We start from the raw sequence: 18,350 nt of genomic DNA on the forward strand, positions 1-18,350 counted from the left end.
TCGAGCGGTGGCGGGGCGTCTCCCGAGGGTGCGGGCGCCCCTGCCGTGTGAGCCCTTCGCCGCCGGAGGGGCCGGGCGCCGGTGCGGACCGGCGCCCGGCCCGTCTCAGTTCCGCGCCGTCAGCACGCGGGGGCCCGCCTCCGTGACGGCGACCGTGTGCTCGACGTGGGCCGCGCGGCTGCCGTCGGTCGTGCGGAGGGTCCAGCCGTCGGGGTCGGTGCGGTAGGTGTCCCGGCCGCCCGCGATCAGCATCGGCTCGATCGCCAGGACCATGCCGTGCCGCAGCGGCATCCCGCGTCCCGGCCGGCCCTCGTTCGGCACGGGCGGGTCCTCGTGCATGCGCCGGCCGATGCCGTGGCCGCCGAAGTCCTCCATGATCCCGTAGCCCGCACCGCGGCACACCGTGCCGATGGCGTGCGCGATGTCGCCTATGCGGTTGCCGACCACCGCCGCCTCCGTGCCGGCCGCGAGCGCCCGCTCGGCCGTCTCGATCAGCCGGGTGTCCGCCGGACGCGCGGAGCCCACGACGAAACTGATCGCCGAGTCGCCCGCCCAGCCGCCCAGGTGGGCGCCGCAGTCGATGGACACGAGGTCCCCGTCGCGCAGTCGGTAGCCGTCCGGGATGCCGTGCACGATCGCGTCGTTGACCGACGCGCAGATGACGGCGGGGAACGGGGTCGGTGCGAACGAGGGCCGGTATCCCAGGAACGGCGACGTCGCGCCCGCCGCGCTCAGTGCCTCCCTCGCCACCTCGTCCAGCTCCAGCAGGGAAACGCCCACGTCAGCGGCCTTCCGTACGGCCGTCAGCGCATTCGCGACGACCTGGCCGGTCTTGTACATCGCATCGATCGATGCGTCGGTCTTCAGCTCCACCATGCCAATTACTATACCGGTATTAGAATGGGTGTCATGGTGCGCACCCCCTTGACCCCCGAAGAGCGCGAACGCGGCGAGCGGCTCGGCAGGCTGCTGCGCGAGGCGCGCGGCGCCCGCAGCATGACGGACGTCGCCGCGAGCGCCGGCATCTCCCCGGAGACGCTCCGAAAGATCGAGACGGGGCGGGCGCCGACCCCCGCGTTCTTCACCGTGGCCGCGCTGGCCGGGGCGCTCGGGCTGTCGATGGACGAGCTGATCGGGCGCTGCGCACCAGAGGCGCCGGACGTGCCGGACACCCCGGACGCGTCGATCGCCGCCTGAGCGGGGCGGGCCGGGCCGGGGCGGGCCGGCGTCCTGCCTGAGAAGTCGCCGGAGCGGCGCCGTCTCCCGCCGGGTGTTGTCCACGGAGCTGAGCACTCCGAGGTCCGGCGGGAGTCGGCCACGGCTGCGGGGCGACTGCCGGAAGGGCCGGCGGCAGATCATGCGGCAGGGCGTCGTCCGGCCGGCCGACGGGCTCGGGCGCTCCGCCCTCGCGCCGACGGACGGCTCCCGCCGCCGCGAGCCGGCCCCCGCCCCCGTGAGCCGCGGTTCCGCTCGACGCCCGCGTCCGGACGCGCGCCCCGCAGGCCGCCGCCCGCACGGCGGCACCGGACCCGGGACGGCCGCTGCCGCTGACGGCCGCCCGGGCCGTGTCGGCGGAGCGGCACCGGGACGCGCCGCACGCCCCGCACGTCGCGGGACCGGCCGCCTGACCGGGAACCGGCGGCCGGCCGCGCTCACCCACAGGGGTGTCAATCACGATCGACTCCCCGGGCCGCACGACGATGGTCTTGGCAAGGCCGCCCGGGAGGCTTACGTTCGTCCCTCTATGGCCGTTTCCCCGGGCGTAGAGGCGCTGACGTCGCGTCGAAGGAGCAGCAGCTCATGCCCAACGTCGTAACAGCCGCCCTGGTCCAGGCGACCTGGACCGGCGACACCGAGTCCATGCTGGCGAAACACGAGGAGCACGCCCGCGAGGCGGCCCGGCGGGGCGCGAAGGTCATCGGGTTCCAGGAGGTGTTCAACGCCCCTTACTTCTGCCAGGTCCAGGACGCCGAGCACTACCGCTGGGCCGAGGAGGTCCCGGACGGCCCGACCGTCCGCCGGATGCGGGACCTGGCCCGGGAGACCGGCATGGTCGTCGTCGCCCCCGTCTTCGAGGTCGAGCAGTCCGGCCACTACTACAACACCGCCGCCGTGATCGACGCCGACGGCACCTACCTCGGCAAGTACCGCAAACACCACATCCCGCAGGTCGAAGGCTTCTGGGAGAAGTTCTACTTCCGCCCGGGCAACCTCGGCTGGCCCGTCTTCGACACCGCCGTCGGCAAGGTCGGCGTCTACATCTGCTACGACCGCCACTTCCCCGAGGGATGGCGGCAACTCGGCCTCAACGGCGCCCAGTTGGTCTACAACCCGTCGGCCACGCACCGCGGTCTGTCGGCGTACCTGTGGCAGCTGGAACAGCCGGCGGCGGCCGTCGCCAACGAGTACTTCGTCGCCGCCATCAACCGCGTGGGCGTCGAGGAGTACGGCGACAACGACTTCTACGGCACCAGCTACTTCGTCGACCCGCGCGGGCGGTTCGTCGGCGACGTCGCCAGCGGCAGCGAGGAGGAACTGGTGGTCCGGGACCTCGACTTCGGCCTCATCGACGAGGTGCGGCAGCAGTGGGCCTTCTACCGGGACCGCCGCCCCGACGCCTACGAGGGGCTGGTGCGCCCGTGACCGACGACCTGCTCGGCCGCCACCGCTCCGTGCTCCCCGACTGGCTCGCCCTCTACTACGACGAGCCCCTCGAGCTCACCCACGGCGAGGGACGCCACGTCTGGGACGCCCGGGGCAACCGCTACCTGGACTTCTTCGGCGGCATCCTCACCACCATGACCGCCCACGCCCTGCCCGAGGTCACCAAGGCGGTGACCGAACAGGCCGGGCGGATCATCCACTCCTCCACCCTCTACCTCAACCGGCCGATGGTGGACCTCGCCGAACGGATCGCCAGGCTCAGCGGCATCCCCGACGCCCGGGTCTTCTTCACCGCCTCCGGCACCGAGGCCAACGACACCGCCCTGCTGCTCGCCACCGCCCACCGGCGCAGCAACACGGTCCTGGCGATGCGCAACAGCTACCACGGCCGCTCCTTCAGCGCGGTCGGCGTCACCGGCAACCGCGGCTGGTCCCCGACCTCCCTGTCCCCGCTGCAGACGCTGTACGTGCACGGCGGGGTGCGCACCCGGGGCCCGTTCGCCCACCTCGACGACTACGACTTCGTCGCCGCGTGCGTCCACGACCTCAAGGACCTCCTCGGCCACGCCCGCCCGCCCGCCGCGCTGATCGCCGAGCCGATCCAGGGCGTCGGCGGCTTCACCTCACCGCCCGACGGCCTCTACGCGGCGTTCCGCGAGGTGCTGCACGAGCGGGGCGTCCTGTGGATCTCCGACGAGGTGCAGACCGGCTGGGGCCGCACCGGCGAGCACTTCTGGGGCTGGCAGGCGCACGGCCGCGGCGGACCGCCCGACATGCTGACCTTCGCCAAGGGCATCGGCAACGGCATGTCCATCGGCGGGGTCGTGGCCCGTGCCGAGATCATGAACTGCCTGGACGCCCACAGCATCTCCACGTTCGGCGGCACCCAGATCACCATGGCGGCGGGTCTCGCCAACCTCACCTACCTGCTGGAGCACGACCTCCAGGGCAACGCGCGCCGGGTCGGCGGACTGCTCATCGAGCGGCTGCGGGCCGCCGCCGCCCACGTCCCGGCCGTACGAGAAGTGCGCGGACGCGGCCTGATGATCGGCATCGAGCTGACGAAGCCCGGCACCGACGAGGCCGACCCCGACGCCGCGTCCGCCGTTCTGGAGGCGGCCCGCGCCGGCGGCCTGCTCATCGGCAAGGGCGGCGGCCACGACACCAGCGCCCTGCGCATCACCCCGCCGCTGTCCCTGAACGTCGCGGAGGCCGAGGAGGGCGCCGCGATCCTCGAGGACGCCCTGAGGAGCATCCAGTAGCCCGAACCGACACCGACGGCAGCTGCCCCGGCGCGTACCTCGAGACCCGCCTTCCGCAGGTCGAGGGACTCCGGCGGAAGTCCTCCTCCCGCCCCGGCGACAGCGGTCGGCCCGGGGGCGCGGGGCCGTGCCGATCCGCGGCTGCCGCCGCACGAGCGCGACAAGGCACGGAAGACGCGGTCACGACAAGGCACACAAGACCCGCACGGACCACCTCGAGGAGCGACCCGGACATGAGCACCCGCACCGTCATCCGCGGAGGACTCGTCATCACCGCCTCCGACGAGATCCACGCCGACGTTCTGATGGAGGACGGCCGCATCGCCGCCCTCGCCGCCTCCGGCACCCCGGCCGCCGAGGCGTTCACCGCCGAGCGGACCGTCGACGCCACCGGGAAGTACGTCATCCCGGGCGGCGTGGACGCGCACACCCACATGGAGCTGCCGTTCGGCGGCACCTTCGCCTCCGACACCTTCGAGACGGGCACCCGGGCCGCCGCCTGGGGCGGCACCACCACCGTCGTCGACTTCGCCGTGCAGAGCGTCGGGCACGGCCTGCGCGAGGGCCTGGACGCCTGGCACGCCAAGGCGGAGGGCAACTGCGCGATCGACTACGCCTTCCACATGATCGTCTCGGACGTCACCGACGAGACGCTGAAGGAGATGGACCTCCTCGTGGAGGAGGGCGTCACCTCGTTCAAGCAGTTCATGGCCTACCCGGGGGTCTTCTACTCCGACGACGGCCAGATCCTGCGCGCCATGCAGCGCTCCGCCGACAACGGCGGGCTGATCATGATGCACGCCGAGAACGGCATCGCCATCGACGTCCTCGTCGCACAGGCCCTGGCCCGCGGCGAGACCGCCCCCCGCCACCACGGCGAGGTCCGCAAGGCCCTCCTGGAGGCCGAGGCCACCCACCGCGCCGTCCGGCTCGCCCAGGTCGCCGGCGCCCCGCTGTACGTCGTGCACGTCTCCGCCGCCGAGGCCGTCGCCGAACTGGCCCGCGCCCGCGACGACGGGCTGCCCGTCTTCGGGGAGACCTGCCCGCAGTACCTGTTCCTGTCCACCGACAACCTCGCCGAGCCGGACTTCGAGGGCGCCAAGTACGTGTGCAGCACGCCCCTGCGCCCCAGGGAGCACCAGGCGGCGCTCTGGCGGGGCCTGCGCACCGACGACCTCCAGGTGGTCTCCACCGACCACTGCCCCTTCTGCTTCACCGGCCAGAAGGAGCTCGGCCGCGGCGACTTCTCCAGGATCCCCAACGGGCTGCCGGGCGTCGAGAACCGCATGGACCTCCTCCACCAGGCCGTCCTCGACGGGCACCTCACCCGCCGCCGCTGGATCGAGACCGCCTGCGCCGCCCCGGCCCGGATGTTCGGCCTGTATCCGAAGAAGGGCACCGTCGCGCCGGGCGCCGACGCCGACGTCGTGATCTACGACCCGGCGGCCGAGCAGGTCATCTCCGCCGACACCCACCACATGAACGTCGACTACTCGGCGTACGAGGGCAAGCGGGTCACCGGCCGCGTCGAGACCGTGTTCTCGCGCGGAGTCCCCGTCATCACCGACCGGGAGTACACCGGACGCGCCGGACACGGCGTGTACACCCCGCGTTCCACCTGTCAGTACCTCACCTAGGAGCGGAGCGCATGGACTTCGGCCTCGTGCTGCAGACCGACCCGCCGGCCTCGCGGGTGATCAGCCTGATGCGGCGCGCCGAGCGCAACGGGTTCACCCACGGGTGGACCTTCGACTCGGCGGTGCTGTGGCAGGAACCCTTCGTCATCCACAGCCAGATCCTGGCCCGCACCACGACCCTCAGGGTCGGCCCGATGGTCACCAACCCGTCCACCCGCACCTGGGAGGTCACCGCCTCCACCTTCGCCACCCTCAACGACATGTACGGCAACCGCACCGTGTGCGGCATCGGCCGCGGCGACTCCGCGATGCGCGTCGCCGGACGCAGGCCCACCACCCTCGCCCGGCTCGGAGAGGCGGTCGACGCGATCCGCGACCTCGCCGAGGGACGCGAGGCCGAGGTCGACGGACAGCGGCTGCGGCTGCCGTGGGTGCGCGACGGCGAGCTGCCCGTCTGGATGGCCGCCTACGGTCCCAAGGCCCTCGCCCTCACCGGGCGGAAGGCCGACGGCTTCATCCTCCAGCTCGCCGACCCGTTCCTCACCGAGTGGATGGTGAGGGCCGTGCGGAACGCCGCCGCCGAGGCCGGCCGCGACCCCGACGCGCTCACCGTCTGCGTCGCCGCCCCCGCGTACGTCGGCGACGACCTGGCGCACGCCCGCGAGCAGTGCCGCTGGTTCGGCGGGATGGTCGGCAACCACGTCGCCGACCTGGTCGCCCGCTACGGCGAGCACTCCGGCATGGTCCCCGAGGCGCTCACCGACTACATCAAGGGCCGCCACGGCTACGACTACAGCCACCACGGACGGGCCGGGAACCCGTCCACGGACTTCGTCCCCGACGAGATCGTGGACCGCTTCTGCCTGCTCGGCCCGCCCGAGGCGCACATCGAGAAGCTCCGTGCGCTGCGCGATCTGGGCGTCGACCAGTTCGCGGTGTACGACATGCACGACGCGCAGGAGACGACGATCGACGCGTACGGCGCGGAGATCATCCCGGCACTCGGCGGCTGAACCGAACCGGTCAGCGGGCGGTGCCGAAGTCCTGCGTCCAGTAGGTGCCGGACAGGCCGACGCCGATCTCCTCGAACGAGCAGTTGAGGATGTTCGCCTTGTGGCCGGGGCTGGTCATCCAGCCCTGCATCACCTGCTCGGGCGTGGAGTAGCCGTGGGCGACGTTCTCGCCGTACGTGCTCCAGGCGTACCCGGCACGGGTGATGCGCTCACCGGGGTCGGACCCGTCCGAGCCGGTGTGCGACATGGTGCCGGTCGACGCCATGTCCTCGCTGTGCCGCTGTGCGGCCGTGTTCAGGGTGGTATTGGCCGTCACCGGGGAGCAGCCGGCCCGGGAGCGCTCGGCGTTGACCAGCTCCACGACCCGGGCGACGGCGCCGGACGCCGTGGCGGTGGGCTTGGGCGCGGCGGTGGTGGGCGCGGGGACCGTCGTCGAGGGCTTCGGGGCGGCGGTGGTGGGCGCGGGGGCCGGCGTCGAGGGCTTCGGGGCGGCGGTGGTGGGCGCGGGGGCCGGCGTTGACGGCTTCGGGGCGGCCGTGGTGGTGGAGGGTGCCGAGGTGGCCGGCCTGGTGGGCTTCTCCTTCGGCTTCTCCTGCTTCTGCGAGGGCTTGCCGCCGTGGTGTTTGCCGCCGGGGTGCTCGCGGGCGTCCTTCGAGGGGCCGGCGGAGGCGCTGGGGGAGTCCGACGTGACGGGCGTGGGGTCGCCGTGGTGCTTGCCGCTCCAGCGGCCGTACCAGCCGGGCCCGTCCCAGCGGTCCTCGCCGACGGACGGCGCCGAGGCGGCGCGGTCCTCCCGCTGTCCGCCGTCCGGCCAGTCGGTACAGGCCATGGCGACCGAGGGTATGCCTATGACGCCGACGGCGACCGCGGCGACGACCGTCCGCCGGTACTGCTGCTGATGGCGATGCTTTCCCATACGTGACCTCACCCCTGGTGTGCGGAGGCTGGTCATTCTTGGGACGGCCGGGCGCGGAGCGCAAAGGGCTCATGTACTAGCTGGCTTCGTAGCCCCCTGGGGGGCTTGCGACGGGCGAGGGGGCGTGCCGGGCGGTCCGCGAGGGGCCGCCCGGACCGTCTGCCGCCACGTCAGAAAGCGGCACGCGGCGACGAAGCGGGGGCACCCGGATCCCGGCCGGCCCGCCGTCGGTACGGGCCCGGTCCGCTTTCCCGTCAAGACGGACAAGTCACCCATGTCGCCACCGTCGCGTCTACTAAGCGACCCGGTCAGATCGCCCGCCCGCTGTGACGGATGTCACGGGACTGTTGGTTCCGGATCAGCCCTGCGTCTTCTGCAGCGCGGCCACCGCTTCCTTGGCGGCCTTGATCGCGCCCTTGTTGATCTCGTCCGTGTCCGGCGCCTTCTTCGACTCGAAGTCGCTGCCGTTGTACGTGACGATCACCAGCGCGTTGGCGGCCCGCGCCACCACGACGCCCTCACGCGTCTCCTGCCCGTCCTCGGTGGTGAGGTTCACGACCGAGTACGCCGTGTCCCCGACCCCCGGGACGGCGCCCCCGCCGCTCTTCTCCTCCAGCCGCCCGGCGTACGACCGTTCCGCGGCCTCGTCGCTGTCCAGCACCTCGAAGGACACGTCGAGCCAGCGGTACTCGTATTCCTCGAGGGCGTTCCACGAGCAGGTGCGGCGCAGGCCGGAGTCCGTGGACGGTATCTCCTTGCCGGCCGTCTTGGCGCCCGGCACGAGGGACTTGACGGTCTTGGCGGACAGCGCGTCGCACGGTGCGGGCGCCGCGGCGTACGTCTTCACCGCCTGTGTCTCGGACGGGGCGGTGGGGGACGGTGTGGCGGTCTTCCCGGCCGGCTCCTTCTCGGAGGCCTCGGGTGCGGCCAACGGGCCGGAGGACAGCGCCCATCCGGCCGCGGCGAGGACGATCACCGGGGACAGACGGGCGGTCAGGGCGATCGGCAGAGGAAAGGAACGCACGGCGCACTTCTCGTGAGGGACGGTGCGGAGGGGGTCCGCACTGCGGACAGGACGCCAGTGTCACACGCTTCGTCAGGGTGCGGAAGGGTTCACCTCGCTCCGTAGGCGCGTGGTGACGGGGCGGTTCCGTATCGGTGGCCGCTTGCCGCTTTTCCTCTGTGAATAGGGGGATTTGAGCGTCAGGGCGCCCGGGCGGTCCATTCCGGTGCGGTGAACTCCGTCCGCGTCGGGGCCGCCGCCCGGGCTCACGGCCCGCTTCCGCGCCGCGCGTGCGGTCCAGCCCTGCCGGGTGCGAGGCGGCACTCGGCAGGGCGCGGCGTTCACGGCACGCGCGCGGTCCACTCCTCGGTCGCGAACTTCGTCCGCACCAGCTCCTCCGCGCGGGCCGTCTCCTCCGCCGTGACCTCGCCGGTGGTCAGCCCGTAGCGGTTGCGGAAGGAGGCGATCATGTTCTCGATGACCTGCTCCCGCGCGAGGCCCGTCTGCCGGCGGAGCGGGTCGACACGCTTCTTGGCGCTCCCGGTGCCCTTGCCGGACAGCTTCTCCTTGCCGATGCGGAGCACCTCGAGCATCTTGTCGGCGTCGATGTCGTAGGACATCGTCACGTGGTGGAGGACGGCTCCGGGGCCGCCCTCAGGGCCCACCACGCGCTTCTGGGCCGCACCGGCGATCTTGCCGGCCTCGGTGGCGATGTCGTTCAGGGGCTGGTACCAGGCCTTGATGCCCATGTCGCCGAGCGCGCCGAGCACCCAGTCGTCGAGGTAGGCGTAGCTGTCCGCGAAGGAGAGGCCCGAGACCAGGGACTCCGGCACGGACAAGGAGTACGTGATCGTGCTCATGGGCTCCACGAACATGGCCCCACCACCGGAAATACGGCGCACCACGGTCATCCCGTGCTTCGCGGCCCCCTCGGGGTCCACCTCGTTCCGCAGGGACTGGAAACTGCCGATCACCACGGCGGGCGAGGCCCACTCCCATACCCGCAGGGTCGGGGCGCGCCGCCCGGCGGCCACCTCGGCGGTGATCACCTCGTCCAGCGCCATGTGCAGGGCCGGCGCCTGCGGCCCCATGTGCACCAGCTGCCAGTCGTAGTCGCTCCACTCGGTCGCGTGGGCCAGAGCGCGCCGGACGGCGACGCCGACGCCCTCCGCCGTCAGCCCGAACATCACGGTCGACTCCGGCAGCGCCGCCGTGATCCGGGCGGCCAGCCCCGCGGCGTCCGTCGACGAGGGCGCGCCCTCGAGGGCCGCGTTGATCGAGAGGATCGCTTCGTCCGGTTCCAGGAAGAAGTCCCCGGCGACTCGCACGTTGCGCAGGACGCCGTTCTCGACATCCAGATCCACGACGACCAGCTTGCCGCCGGGCACCTTGTACTCGCCATGCACGGCTTCGTTTCCTTCCGGTGCGCTGCACGTGTCCTGAGCCTGCCGCTCCGACATGCGGACAGATGGGGACATCCTTCGGATCGCACCTCAATACTCGCCCGTGGTGAACGGATGCGCAGGACTTCGGCGCGTGCGATGCCGTCCGTCCTGATCCCGGGGGCCGAGGCGTCCTCGGCCCGGCAGGAACTCCTCGACGACGGGCCGTCGGTCCCGTGGGCGGGCTGTCCGTCCGGCCGGCCGGGGCGCCAGGGCCCTCGGCCCGGCCGGGACTTCGGTGCGGTGGAGACCGAACGGGCACGGAAGCTGCCCCTCGGTCTTCCTCGCCAGGCATTTCCTCCCGCGTCACGGGGCCCGATCCTTGGGGGTGAGAACTGTTCAGCGACGACCGGGAAAGAGAGTGACCTGATGTACGCGAGGCTGCCGCGGCAGCAGGGCCCGCTGCCCGGACGGGCGGCAGGGACGAACAGGCGCCCCTCGGACCCGGCTCTCCGGCCCGCCGCCCTCCAGCGCGGCACCGGCAACGAGGCGGCCGCCCACCTGGCCGCCCTGCAGCGCAGCGTCGGCAACGCGGCGGTCGCCCGGGCGCTGAGCCGCACCCCCGTGCAGCGCTACACGGGTCCGGCCGCGGAGCAGGATCTCGCGGACACCGTGTCGTACGACCGGATCTCGCAGAACGGGAGGATCGCCGTCTCCGGCCGTCAGGAGGCCTACGCCGATGCCGCGCTGATCGACGAGGCCAACGGCGCGCTGGCCGCGCTGAACCGGGTCCGCATCCGTCTCGAAGCGGGCCGCGAGGTGAGGATCGCCGACAGGCAGCTGTACCGGGTGCTCCCCGTCTTCGCCACGAGGGAGGCGGCCGAGGAGGCGCGGACGAACCCGGACCACGAGCCCATCGTGGGCGAGGACGCGCAGACCAGGCAGAACAAACTCGCCTCCTACCGGCAGAGCGTGGTCGAGCCGCCGGCCGCTCTCGGCCCCCTGCTCGAGGACGTCACCAGGCTGATGAGCGGGGGCAACCCTGACAGGCGGGGCGTCGAAGGGGTTCACCAGCGGCTGCTCAGGCTCGCGCTGGACGCCCTGGGCGCGGATTGGGCCGCCGCGAACGTCCCGCTGGACCCCTCCCGTGACGCGACCGAGTACCTGAAGGCAGCGGGGAAGGTCATCGGCAGGATCGCCCTGGAGTACGCCGGCTCCCGGGAGCCGGAGAGCGCGATCCAGGACCTCCTCATCACGATGCCCAACGACTGCCAGGCCGGCGCGCAGCGGCTGCTCGGGATCAGAGGGGGCGACCTCCAGCAGGCACGGCCCGCCCCCGCGGTCGGTGAGAACCACTACGTGAACCTGAGCGACATGAACGGCCGGTGGAACAACCACTTCGCCGCGGTGATCATGAGGGACGGGGACGACACCCTCACCTTCGAGACGGCGGCGGACAGCACCAACCCGATCGGCGAGGGGAAATCCCTCGGTTACTTCGCGCTGTACGGCAGGGACGGCACGTCCCAGTCCTTCGACGCGGACCTCCGCCGGCAGAACGCCGGGGGAGGAGGCTGAGCGGCCGTCCCCCCGTAGTCCGGCGCAGGGTCCGCTGCCGTGGCCGGCGGTCGGCGCCTTCGGTCACCGCCCGGGGCCGGCCTCCCGGGTCAAGGGGAGGCGCGGTGGACGCTGACGGCGTAACCGCCGCCTTCGTAGGGATCGGCGTCCCACGTGGCGAAGCGGTCGACGAGCGTGAGGCCGGCCGCGGCGCAGCAGGCGTCGTACTCCGGCAGCGTGAGGGTGGGCGGCACGGGCAGGTGGGCGGCGTCCAGGCCGAAGCCCGCGGCCAGCAGGCCGCCCGGACGCAGGGCCGCGGCCAGCCGGGCGACGACGGTGGCTTCCGTCCCGGGGGTGAGGAGCGGGAGGACGTTGCCGGCGGCGACCACGACGTCGAAGCCCTCGGCGATGCCGAGGGCGGCAGGATCGAACGCGGCGAGATCGGCCTGGAAGAAGGGCAGGTGCGGCGCCTCGGCCCGCGCCACGTCCAGCATCGAGGCGTCCAGGTCGACCCCCACGCAGTCGTACCCGAGCTCGGCCAGCCGGATCATGACCCGGCCGGTGCCGCAGCCCGCGTCCAGCACCCGGGCCCCGGCGGGTGCCAGGGCGGCGCAAAAAGCCGCCTCGCCGTGCACGTCCTTCCCGCTGCGGGCCAACGCCTCGAAGCGGGCGGCGTACGCGCTCCCCGAGGTTCCACCGGTCAGTTCCTGCCAACGACTCATGGGACCGACTATAGGTCGGCCGTGGGGCCGGCCACGGCTCAGCAGCGGGCCGACGGGCCGACAGCACGTTCCGTACCGCCCGCCCTCACGCTCGGGGCCGGCCGCCGGCGGTCGTGCACCGCTCGGCACCGCGTCGAGCGGACGCCCCGGCCCCGCAGCGTCCGCCCCGGCCGCCGGGGCACGGGCGGCCGATGGGCCGGCGGCGCGAGCCAGGACGGAGGCGTACGGCTGCTGGTCGAACCGGCGCGGACCGCGCGTTTGGCTCCCGCCCGTCCCGCCCCGGCCGGCGCGCGCAAGGGTTCCGTGCCCGGCCGCGCCGAGCAGGGGGCGCGCTGCCCCTGGCCCCGGCCACGCGCGTGGCCGGCCGGTGCTCCTCCACGCGATGTGCCGGCACACGGGCGGGGGCCCGGTGTGCCGGCACAGGGGTGTGGCGTGGCGTGACGCCGCCGGGGGACGGGCGGAAGCCGTCCCCCGCCGGCGCGGGCGTCAGACGGCGCCGGCGGCCGGGACCGCGGCGCCCTCGGCGGCCGGCTGCGGGTGCACGCAGTGCCAGCGGTGGCCGTCCGGACCGTCGGAGGCGGGCGGGAACACGGTGGCGCAGGCGTCGTCCGCCTTCCAGCAGCGGGTGCGGAAGGGGCAGCCGGACGGCGGGTTCGTCGCCGAGGGCACCGGGCCGTGCAGCACGATCCGCTCGGGACGCTCCAGCAGGCTGGGCGTGGCCGAGAGCAGGGCCTCGGTGTACGGGTGCCGGGAGTCGCCGGTGACCTGCGCCGAGCGGCCCTCCTCCACCACGCGGCCGAGGTACAGCACCGCGATCCGGTCGGACAGGTAGCGCACGGTCTGCACGTCGTGGGAGATGAAGACCATCGCCAGGCCGAGCCGGTCACGCAGGTCCACCAGGAGGTTGAGGATCTGCGCGCGCACCGACACGTCCAGGGCGCTGGTCGGCTCGTCGGCGACGATCAGCTCCGGCTCCAGCGCCAGCGCGCGGGCGATCGCCACCCGCTGGCGCTGTCCGCCCGACAGCTGGCCGGGCAGCGCGCCCAGGGTGTGCCCGGGCAGGCCCACCAGGTCCAGCAGCTCCTCGACGCGCGCCTCGCGCTCGGCACGGGTGCCGCGGGCGTGGACGTCCAGCGGGTCACGCAGGATGCGGCGGACCGGCAGGCGCGGGTTGAGCGCGGTGGACGGGTCCTGGAAGACCACGCCGACACTGGCCCCGAACTGGCTGCGGCGTTCCGCGGCCGGCATCTCCCACAGGTCCTGGCCCTTGAAGTACACCCGGCCCTCGGTCGGCCGCTGGAGCCCGGTGACCACCCGGGCCAGGGTGGACTTGCCGCAGCCGGACTCGCCGACCAGCCCGAGGATCTCGCCGCGCCGCACCTCCAGGGAGGCGTCGGTCAGGGCGTGCACGGCGTCCCGGCGCAGGATGCCGCCGCTGCGCGCCTTGTGCCGGACGTGGATGCCGTCGAGCCGGACGAGCGGGTCCGTCGTGGTGTTCTTCTCGGTGGCGGTCATCGGGCGCCCTCCAGCGATTTGGCCGACGGGCGCACGGGCGCCGGGTGGTGGCAGGCGAACAGGTGGTCGAGCGAACCGTCGCGGTCGGTGGCGGGCGGCGGCGTGGTGGCGCACAGCTCGGTGGCGGCGGTGCAGCGCGAGGCGAAGCGGCAGCCGGACCCGAAGGACTTGGGCGCGGGCACGACACCGCGGATCTGGTGCAGCCGCTCCGCGCCCGCCTCCAGCGAGACGACGGAGCCCAGCAGACCCCGGCTGTAGTGGTGCGCCGGGTCGGTCAGCAGGGAGCGGGTGTCGCCGGCCTCCGCGACCTGGCCCGCGTACATCACCGCGACCCGGTGGGCGAGGTCGCCGACCAGGGCGAGGTCGTGGGAGACCAGGACCATCGCGAAGCCGAGTTCGTCGCGCAGCCTGACCAGCAGCTCGACGACCTGGGCCTGGACGGTCACGTCGAGCGCGGTGGTCGGCTCGTCGGCGATCAGCAGCCGCGGGCTGCGGGAGAGCGCCATGGCGATGAGCACGCGCTGGCGCTGGCCGCCGGAGAGCTCGTGCGGGTAGCTGCGCAGGGTGCGCTCGGGGGAGAGGCCGACCAGTTCGAGCAGTTCCGCCGGGGTGCGGGTGCCGCCCCGGGAGGTGAGCCGCTTGAGCTGGGTGCCGATCAGCACCGACGGGTTCAGCGACGACATGGCGTCCTGGTAGACCATCGCGATCTCCGGGCCCATCAGCGCCCGGCGTTCCTTCGGCGACAGCTTCAGCAGGTCGCGGCCCCGGTAGAGGATCTCGCCCGACGCCTCGGCGTTGCGGGCCAGCAGGCCCATGATCGCCAGGCTGGTGATCGACTTGCCGCAGCCCGACTCGCCGACCAGTCCCAGGGTCTCGCCCTCGCGGACGGTGAAGGAGATGCCGTCGACGACGCGGGTGTCGCCGTAGCGGTCGGGGAAGCGGATCGACAGGTCGCGCACGACGAGCAGGTCGGGGGCGTCGTCGGGCAGCGGCCGGACGGCCGGCTCGGTGGCCTCGATGCGGCGGGCGAGCTCGGTGAGCGCGGCGTCGGCGGCGACACGGTCCGTGGCGGGCTCGGCGGCGGCGATCTTCTCGACGGTGTCGCCGCCGTCGGCGCGGGCCTTGTCCGGGGAGGCGGCGGCGTCCGTCATGCCTTCCGACAGGACGTTCAGCGCGAGCACCGTGATCAGCAGGCACAGACCCGGGAAGAGGGTGGCCCACCAGCCGCCGGACAGCAGGATCTGCCGGCCGTAGGCCAGCACGCTGCCCCAGCTGGGGTCGGGGTCCTGCACGCCGGCGCCGATGAAGGACAGGCTGGCCTCGAAGATGATCGAGTCGGCCACCATGACGGTCGCGAAGACCAGGACCGGCGCCGCGCAGTTGATGGCGACGTGCCGGGCCACGATGTAGTGGCGGCGGGCGCCGATGACCTGCTCCGCGGCGACGTAGTCCTCGCCGTACTGCTCCAGCACGTTGGCCCGGACCACGCGCGCCAGCGAGGGGGAGTAGACGAAGGCGATGGTGAAGATGATGACCGGGAGACTGGGGCCGAACACGGCGACCAGCACGGCGGCCAGGGCGATCGGCGGGAAGGACATGACGACGTCCAGCGTGCGCATCACCGACTCGTCGGCGAACTTGCGCGAGGTGGCCGCCAGGGCGCCCAGGGTCGAGCCGATGGCCAGCGCGAGGAGGGTCGCGCCGAAGCCGATGACGAGGGAGTAGCGGGCGCCGTGCACCACGCGGGCGAACACGTCGCGGCCGGCCCGGTCGGTGCCGAACCAGTGGTCGGCGCTCGGCGGCTGGGCCGGGACGCCGGTGGCGAGCGGGTCCTGGGTGAGCAGGGGCGCGAAGACCGCGCCCAGGACGACCACCAGCAGGACGCCGAACGCGATGCGCGAGGGGAGGGGCAGGCGACGCAGGCGGGTACCGGGCCGGAGCCGCTCGGCGAGAGAGCGTGGGGCGAACATCACACCGTCCTGATACGCGGGTTGACGAGCAGGTAGAGCAGGTCGACGATGACGTTGACCACGAGGAAGGCGATGGCGATCGTGAGGACGGTGCCCTGGACCAGACCGACGTCGCCTCCGTTGACGCCTTCGAGGATCAGCTTGCCCATGCCGGGCAGGTCGAAGATCGCCTCGATGACGACGGCGCCGCTGAGCATGTAACCGACCTTGACCCCGAGCACGGTCAGCGGGGTGATCAGCGAGTTGCGCAGCACCGACCGGATGATCATGAACGGCGGCAGGCCGCTGCCGCGGGCGGTGCGCACGTAGTCCCGGTCGAGTTCGGCGACCATCGAGGTGCGGATCAGCCGGGCCAGCGAGGAGGCGACCGGCAGGGCGAGGGCCAGGGCGGGCAGCGCGAGGCTCTCCAGCCAGCCGGAGAAGGAGTCGGCCGGGTTGACGTAGCCGCCGGTCGGGAAGACCGGCATGTTCAGCGCGAACTGCTGGATGAGCAGGACACCGAGCCAGAACGAGGGCAGCGCGATGCCGACCATCGACAGCACCCGGAAGACCTGGTCGGGCCAGCGGTCACGGTAGACGGCGCTGAGGACGCCGAAGACCAGGGCCAGCACGATGGCCAGCGTGAGGCCGAGAAGCGTCAGCTGGAGGGTGAGCGGGAACGCGGTGGCGATCCGGTCGGTGACGGGCTGGCTGGGGGCCATGGTGACGCCGAGGTCGCCCTGGAGCAGATCACCGAGGAAGGCGACGTACCGGACGGGCAGCGGGTCGTTGAGGCCGTTCGCCTCGGCGAACGCGGCACGCGCCTCGGGACTCGCACTGTCGCCCAGGGCGTTGTACGCGGGGTCGGCCGGCGAGAACTGCAGGACGACGAAGACCAGCAGGGCGATGCCGAGGATCATCACCGGCATCATCGCGACGCGGCGCAGCGCGAGCCGGAGAAAAGCAACCATCGTGGGTTTCCTAGCGATTGGGGCGGGGGCCGCCGCCCGTCCAGGAGCGGCGGCCCGTCGGCGTGGGCGTGCGGGTCAGGCGCGGCCGACGTCGATGAAGGACAGCCCGGTGGTGGGCAGCGGCTTGAACCCGGTGAGCGCGTCCTCACGCCAGGCGGTGGGCAGCTTGCGGTGCAGGATCGGGTACAGGGCGGCCTCGTCGGCGACCGTGTCGGTGACCTGTCCCCACAGGGCCTTGCGCTTGGCCTCGTCGGGTTCCGAAGCGGCCTTGTCCAGCAGCGACTTGACCTTCTTGTAGGCGGGGGTGCCCGTCCAGCCGTAACGCTTCTCCGGCCAGAAGCCGTAGTAGAACCAGCGCAGCAGCAGGTCCGCGTCGTTGCCGAAGACGGACGGGTCGCCGGGGGCGGCCAGGGCGTCGAAGCCGCCCTGGTCGATCTTGGCGTACTGCGCGGCCGACTGCTGGATGTCGAGCTTGGCGTCGACGCCGACCGCGGCCCAGCTCTCCTTGATCAGCGGCGCGATGTCCTTGATCCAGCCGTTGTCGGTGAGCAGCAGGGTGAAGGAGAGCTTGCGCACGCCCGCCTCGGCGAGCAGCTTCTTGGCCTTGGCCGGGTCGTGGCTGTAGACCGTGGCGGCCTTGTGGTAGTCGGGGTGGGTGGCCGGCACGTACCCGGTGGCGGCCTCGGCGTTGCCCAGCAGGGCGGTGGAGATGATCTTCTCGGTGTCGAGGGCGTAGTGCAGCGCCTGGCGCACCCGCTTGTCGGCGAAGCGCTTGTCCTTGGTGTTGAACATCAGGAACAGCAGGCCGAAGGACTGGACGGACTCCACCTTGTCCTTGCCGGTGATGCCCGCGACGTCGATGTAGGGCACGTCCTCGATCGCCTGCACGCGTCCGGACTTGAGCGCGCTGACCCGGGCCGACGGGTCGGAGATCAGGTGCCAGACCATCTTCTTGGCCTTGGCGGGGTGCGGACCGTTGTACTTGTCGTACGCCTCCATGACGATCTTGTCCTCGCGGACCGCCGACACGAAGCGGTACGGACCCGAGCCGACCGGCTTGGCGTCGAAGGCCTTGGCGTCGGCGCCGGCGATCTTCTTGGGCACGATGCGCACCACGGAGATGCGCGAGGGGAAGAGCGCGAAGGCGTACTTCAGCTTGAACTCGACCGTCGACTGGTCGACGGCCGTCACCCGGTCGATGAAGGGCACGAACTGCGCCATGAGCGAGGCGTTCTTCGGGTCCAGGACGCGCTCGAAGCTGAACACCACGTCGTCGGCGGTCACCGGCGATCCGTCGTGGAAGGTGGCACCCTTGCGGAGGGTGGCCCGGTAGGTGGTCGCGTTGATCTTCTGCGGCATCTCGGTGGCCAGCGTCGGCCGGGCGACGAGCGTGGCCGGGTCGAGGTCCACCAGGCCCTCGAAGATGTGCATGTTGGCGGCGAACGGGGTCGCTCCGGAGGTGATCATGGGGTCGAAGCCGGTGGAGAGCGGGTACGACAGACCGGCTTCGATGGTGTCGGTGCTGCCTCCCGAACCGCCGGAGTCGTCACCGGTGCTGCCGGGTCCGCCGCAGGCGGACAGGCCCGCGGTGATCGCGGTCGCCACACCGAGGGCGCTGGTGTATCTCATGAAGGTGCGGCGGTCGACGCCGGATGCACTGCGCGGGGACAAGGAATCCTCCTGGCGGGGAGTCATGACGGGCGAGGATACGGACTGGCTGGTTCTTCACGAAGGGACTGGCGCGAACGTAACGCTTCGT

The 18,350-nt window shown here is 72.5% G+C and carries 15 protein-coding genes; 6 read left to right on the forward strand and 9 right to left on the reverse strand.

All coding sequences use genetic code 11. The annotated features are described in order from the left end of the window. Positions 1-105: 105 nt before the first annotated feature. Complete coding sequence (map, locus tag ACWH4W_RS16905; RefSeq protein WP_473076548.1) at positions 106-876, reverse strand: type I methionyl aminopeptidase; 771 nt, start codon at positions 874-876, stop codon at positions 106-108. Positions 877-909: 33 nt separating this feature from the next. On the opposite strand from map, the gene ACWH4W_RS16910 reads away from it, so the two are divergent. The 5 genes from ACWH4W_RS16910 (at position 910) to ACWH4W_RS16930 (ending at position 6,576) form a co-directional block, all read left to right on the forward strand. After that, complete coding sequence (locus ACWH4W_RS16910) at positions 910-1,197, forward strand: helix-turn-helix domain-containing protein (RefSeq protein ID WP_473076549.1); 288 nt, start codon at positions 910-912, stop codon at positions 1,195-1,197. A gap of 603 nt (positions 1,198-1,800) precedes the next feature. Beyond that, a complete protein-coding gene (locus ACWH4W_RS16915) occupies positions 1,801-2,643 on the forward strand; it encodes a nitrilase-related carbon-nitrogen hydrolase (protein ID WP_473076550.1) in 843 nt (280 codons plus the stop codon). Then, positions 2,640-3,926, forward strand: a complete 1,287-nt coding sequence (locus ACWH4W_RS16920) for an aspartate aminotransferase family protein (RefSeq protein ID WP_473076551.1) — start codon at positions 2,640-2,642, stop codon at positions 3,924-3,926. Before ACWH4W_RS16915 ends, ACWH4W_RS16920 begins: the two co-directional genes overlap by 4 nt. Before the next feature lie 233 nt (positions 3,927-4,159). Further along, on the forward strand, positions 4,160-5,563 hold the full coding sequence (hydA, locus tag ACWH4W_RS16925) for a dihydropyrimidinase (RefSeq protein ID WP_473076552.1): 1,404 nt from the start codon (positions 4,160-4,162) through the stop codon (positions 5,561-5,563). A gap of 11 nt (positions 5,564-5,574) precedes the next feature. After that, entirely contained in the window at positions 5,575-6,576 is a 1,002-nt protein-coding gene (locus ACWH4W_RS16930) for a TIGR03842 family LLM class F420-dependent oxidoreductase (protein ID WP_473076553.1), read from the forward strand. 10 nt (positions 6,577-6,586) lie between these two features. Here ACWH4W_RS16930 and ACWH4W_RS16935 read toward each other — a convergent pair whose 3' ends face one another. From ACWH4W_RS16935 to ACWH4W_RS16945, 3 genes are all read right to left on the reverse strand, one after another. Continuing rightward, positions 6,587-7,492: a CAP domain-containing protein gene (locus ACWH4W_RS16935; protein ID WP_473076554.1), complete on the reverse strand. Its 906-nt coding sequence runs from the start codon at positions 7,490-7,492 to the stop codon at positions 6,587-6,589. Positions 7,493-7,850: 358 nt separating this feature from the next. Then, a complete protein-coding gene (locus ACWH4W_RS16940; protein ID WP_473076555.1) occupies positions 7,851-8,516 on the reverse strand; it encodes a hypothetical protein in 666 nt (221 codons plus the stop codon). A 320-nt stretch (positions 8,517-8,836) separates the two neighbouring features. After that, a complete protein-coding gene (locus tag ACWH4W_RS16945; protein ID WP_473076556.1) occupies positions 8,837-9,901 on the reverse strand; it encodes a lipoate-protein ligase LplAB in 1,065 nt (354 codons plus the stop codon). Between the two features lie 405 nt (positions 9,902-10,306). On the opposite strand from ACWH4W_RS16945, the gene ACWH4W_RS16950 reads away from it, so the two are divergent. Then, on the forward strand, positions 10,307-11,455 hold the full coding sequence (locus ACWH4W_RS16950; RefSeq protein WP_473076557.1) for a hypothetical protein: 1,149 nt from the start codon (positions 10,307-10,309) through the stop codon (positions 11,453-11,455). A gap of 89 nt (positions 11,456-11,544) precedes the next feature. Here the strand turns inward: ACWH4W_RS16950 and ACWH4W_RS16955 are convergent, their stop codons facing one another. From ACWH4W_RS16955 to ACWH4W_RS16975, 5 genes are all read right to left on the reverse strand, one after another. Continuing rightward, complete coding sequence (locus ACWH4W_RS16955) at positions 11,545-12,156, reverse strand: class I SAM-dependent methyltransferase (RefSeq protein ID WP_473076558.1); 612 nt, start codon at positions 12,154-12,156, stop codon at positions 11,545-11,547. Between the two features lie 486 nt (positions 12,157-12,642). Beyond that, positions 12,643-13,671: an ABC transporter ATP-binding protein gene (locus tag ACWH4W_RS16960; protein WP_473076559.1), complete on the reverse strand. Its 1,029-nt coding sequence runs from the start codon at positions 13,669-13,671 to the stop codon at positions 12,643-12,645. Further along, positions 13,668-15,641 (reverse strand): dipeptide/oligopeptide/nickel ABC transporter permease/ATP-binding protein, encoded by a 1,974-nt coding sequence (locus tag ACWH4W_RS16965; protein ID WP_473076560.1) that lies wholly within the window; start codon positions 15,639-15,641, stop codon positions 13,668-13,670. The genes ACWH4W_RS16960 and ACWH4W_RS16965 overlap by 4 nt, the downstream gene beginning before the upstream one ends. Beyond that, entirely contained in the window at positions 15,641-16,591 is a 951-nt protein-coding gene (locus ACWH4W_RS16970) for an ABC transporter permease (RefSeq protein WP_473076561.1), read from the reverse strand. Before ACWH4W_RS16970 ends, ACWH4W_RS16965 begins: the two co-directional genes overlap by 1 nt. Positions 16,592-16,666: 75 nt before the next feature. Continuing rightward, complete coding sequence (locus tag ACWH4W_RS16975) at positions 16,667-18,286, reverse strand: ABC transporter substrate-binding protein (protein WP_473076562.1); 1,620 nt, start codon at positions 18,284-18,286, stop codon at positions 16,667-16,669. Positions 18,287-18,350: the final 64 nt, after the last annotated feature.

Source organism: Streptomyces sp. DSM 120436 (genome assembly GCF_055778765.1).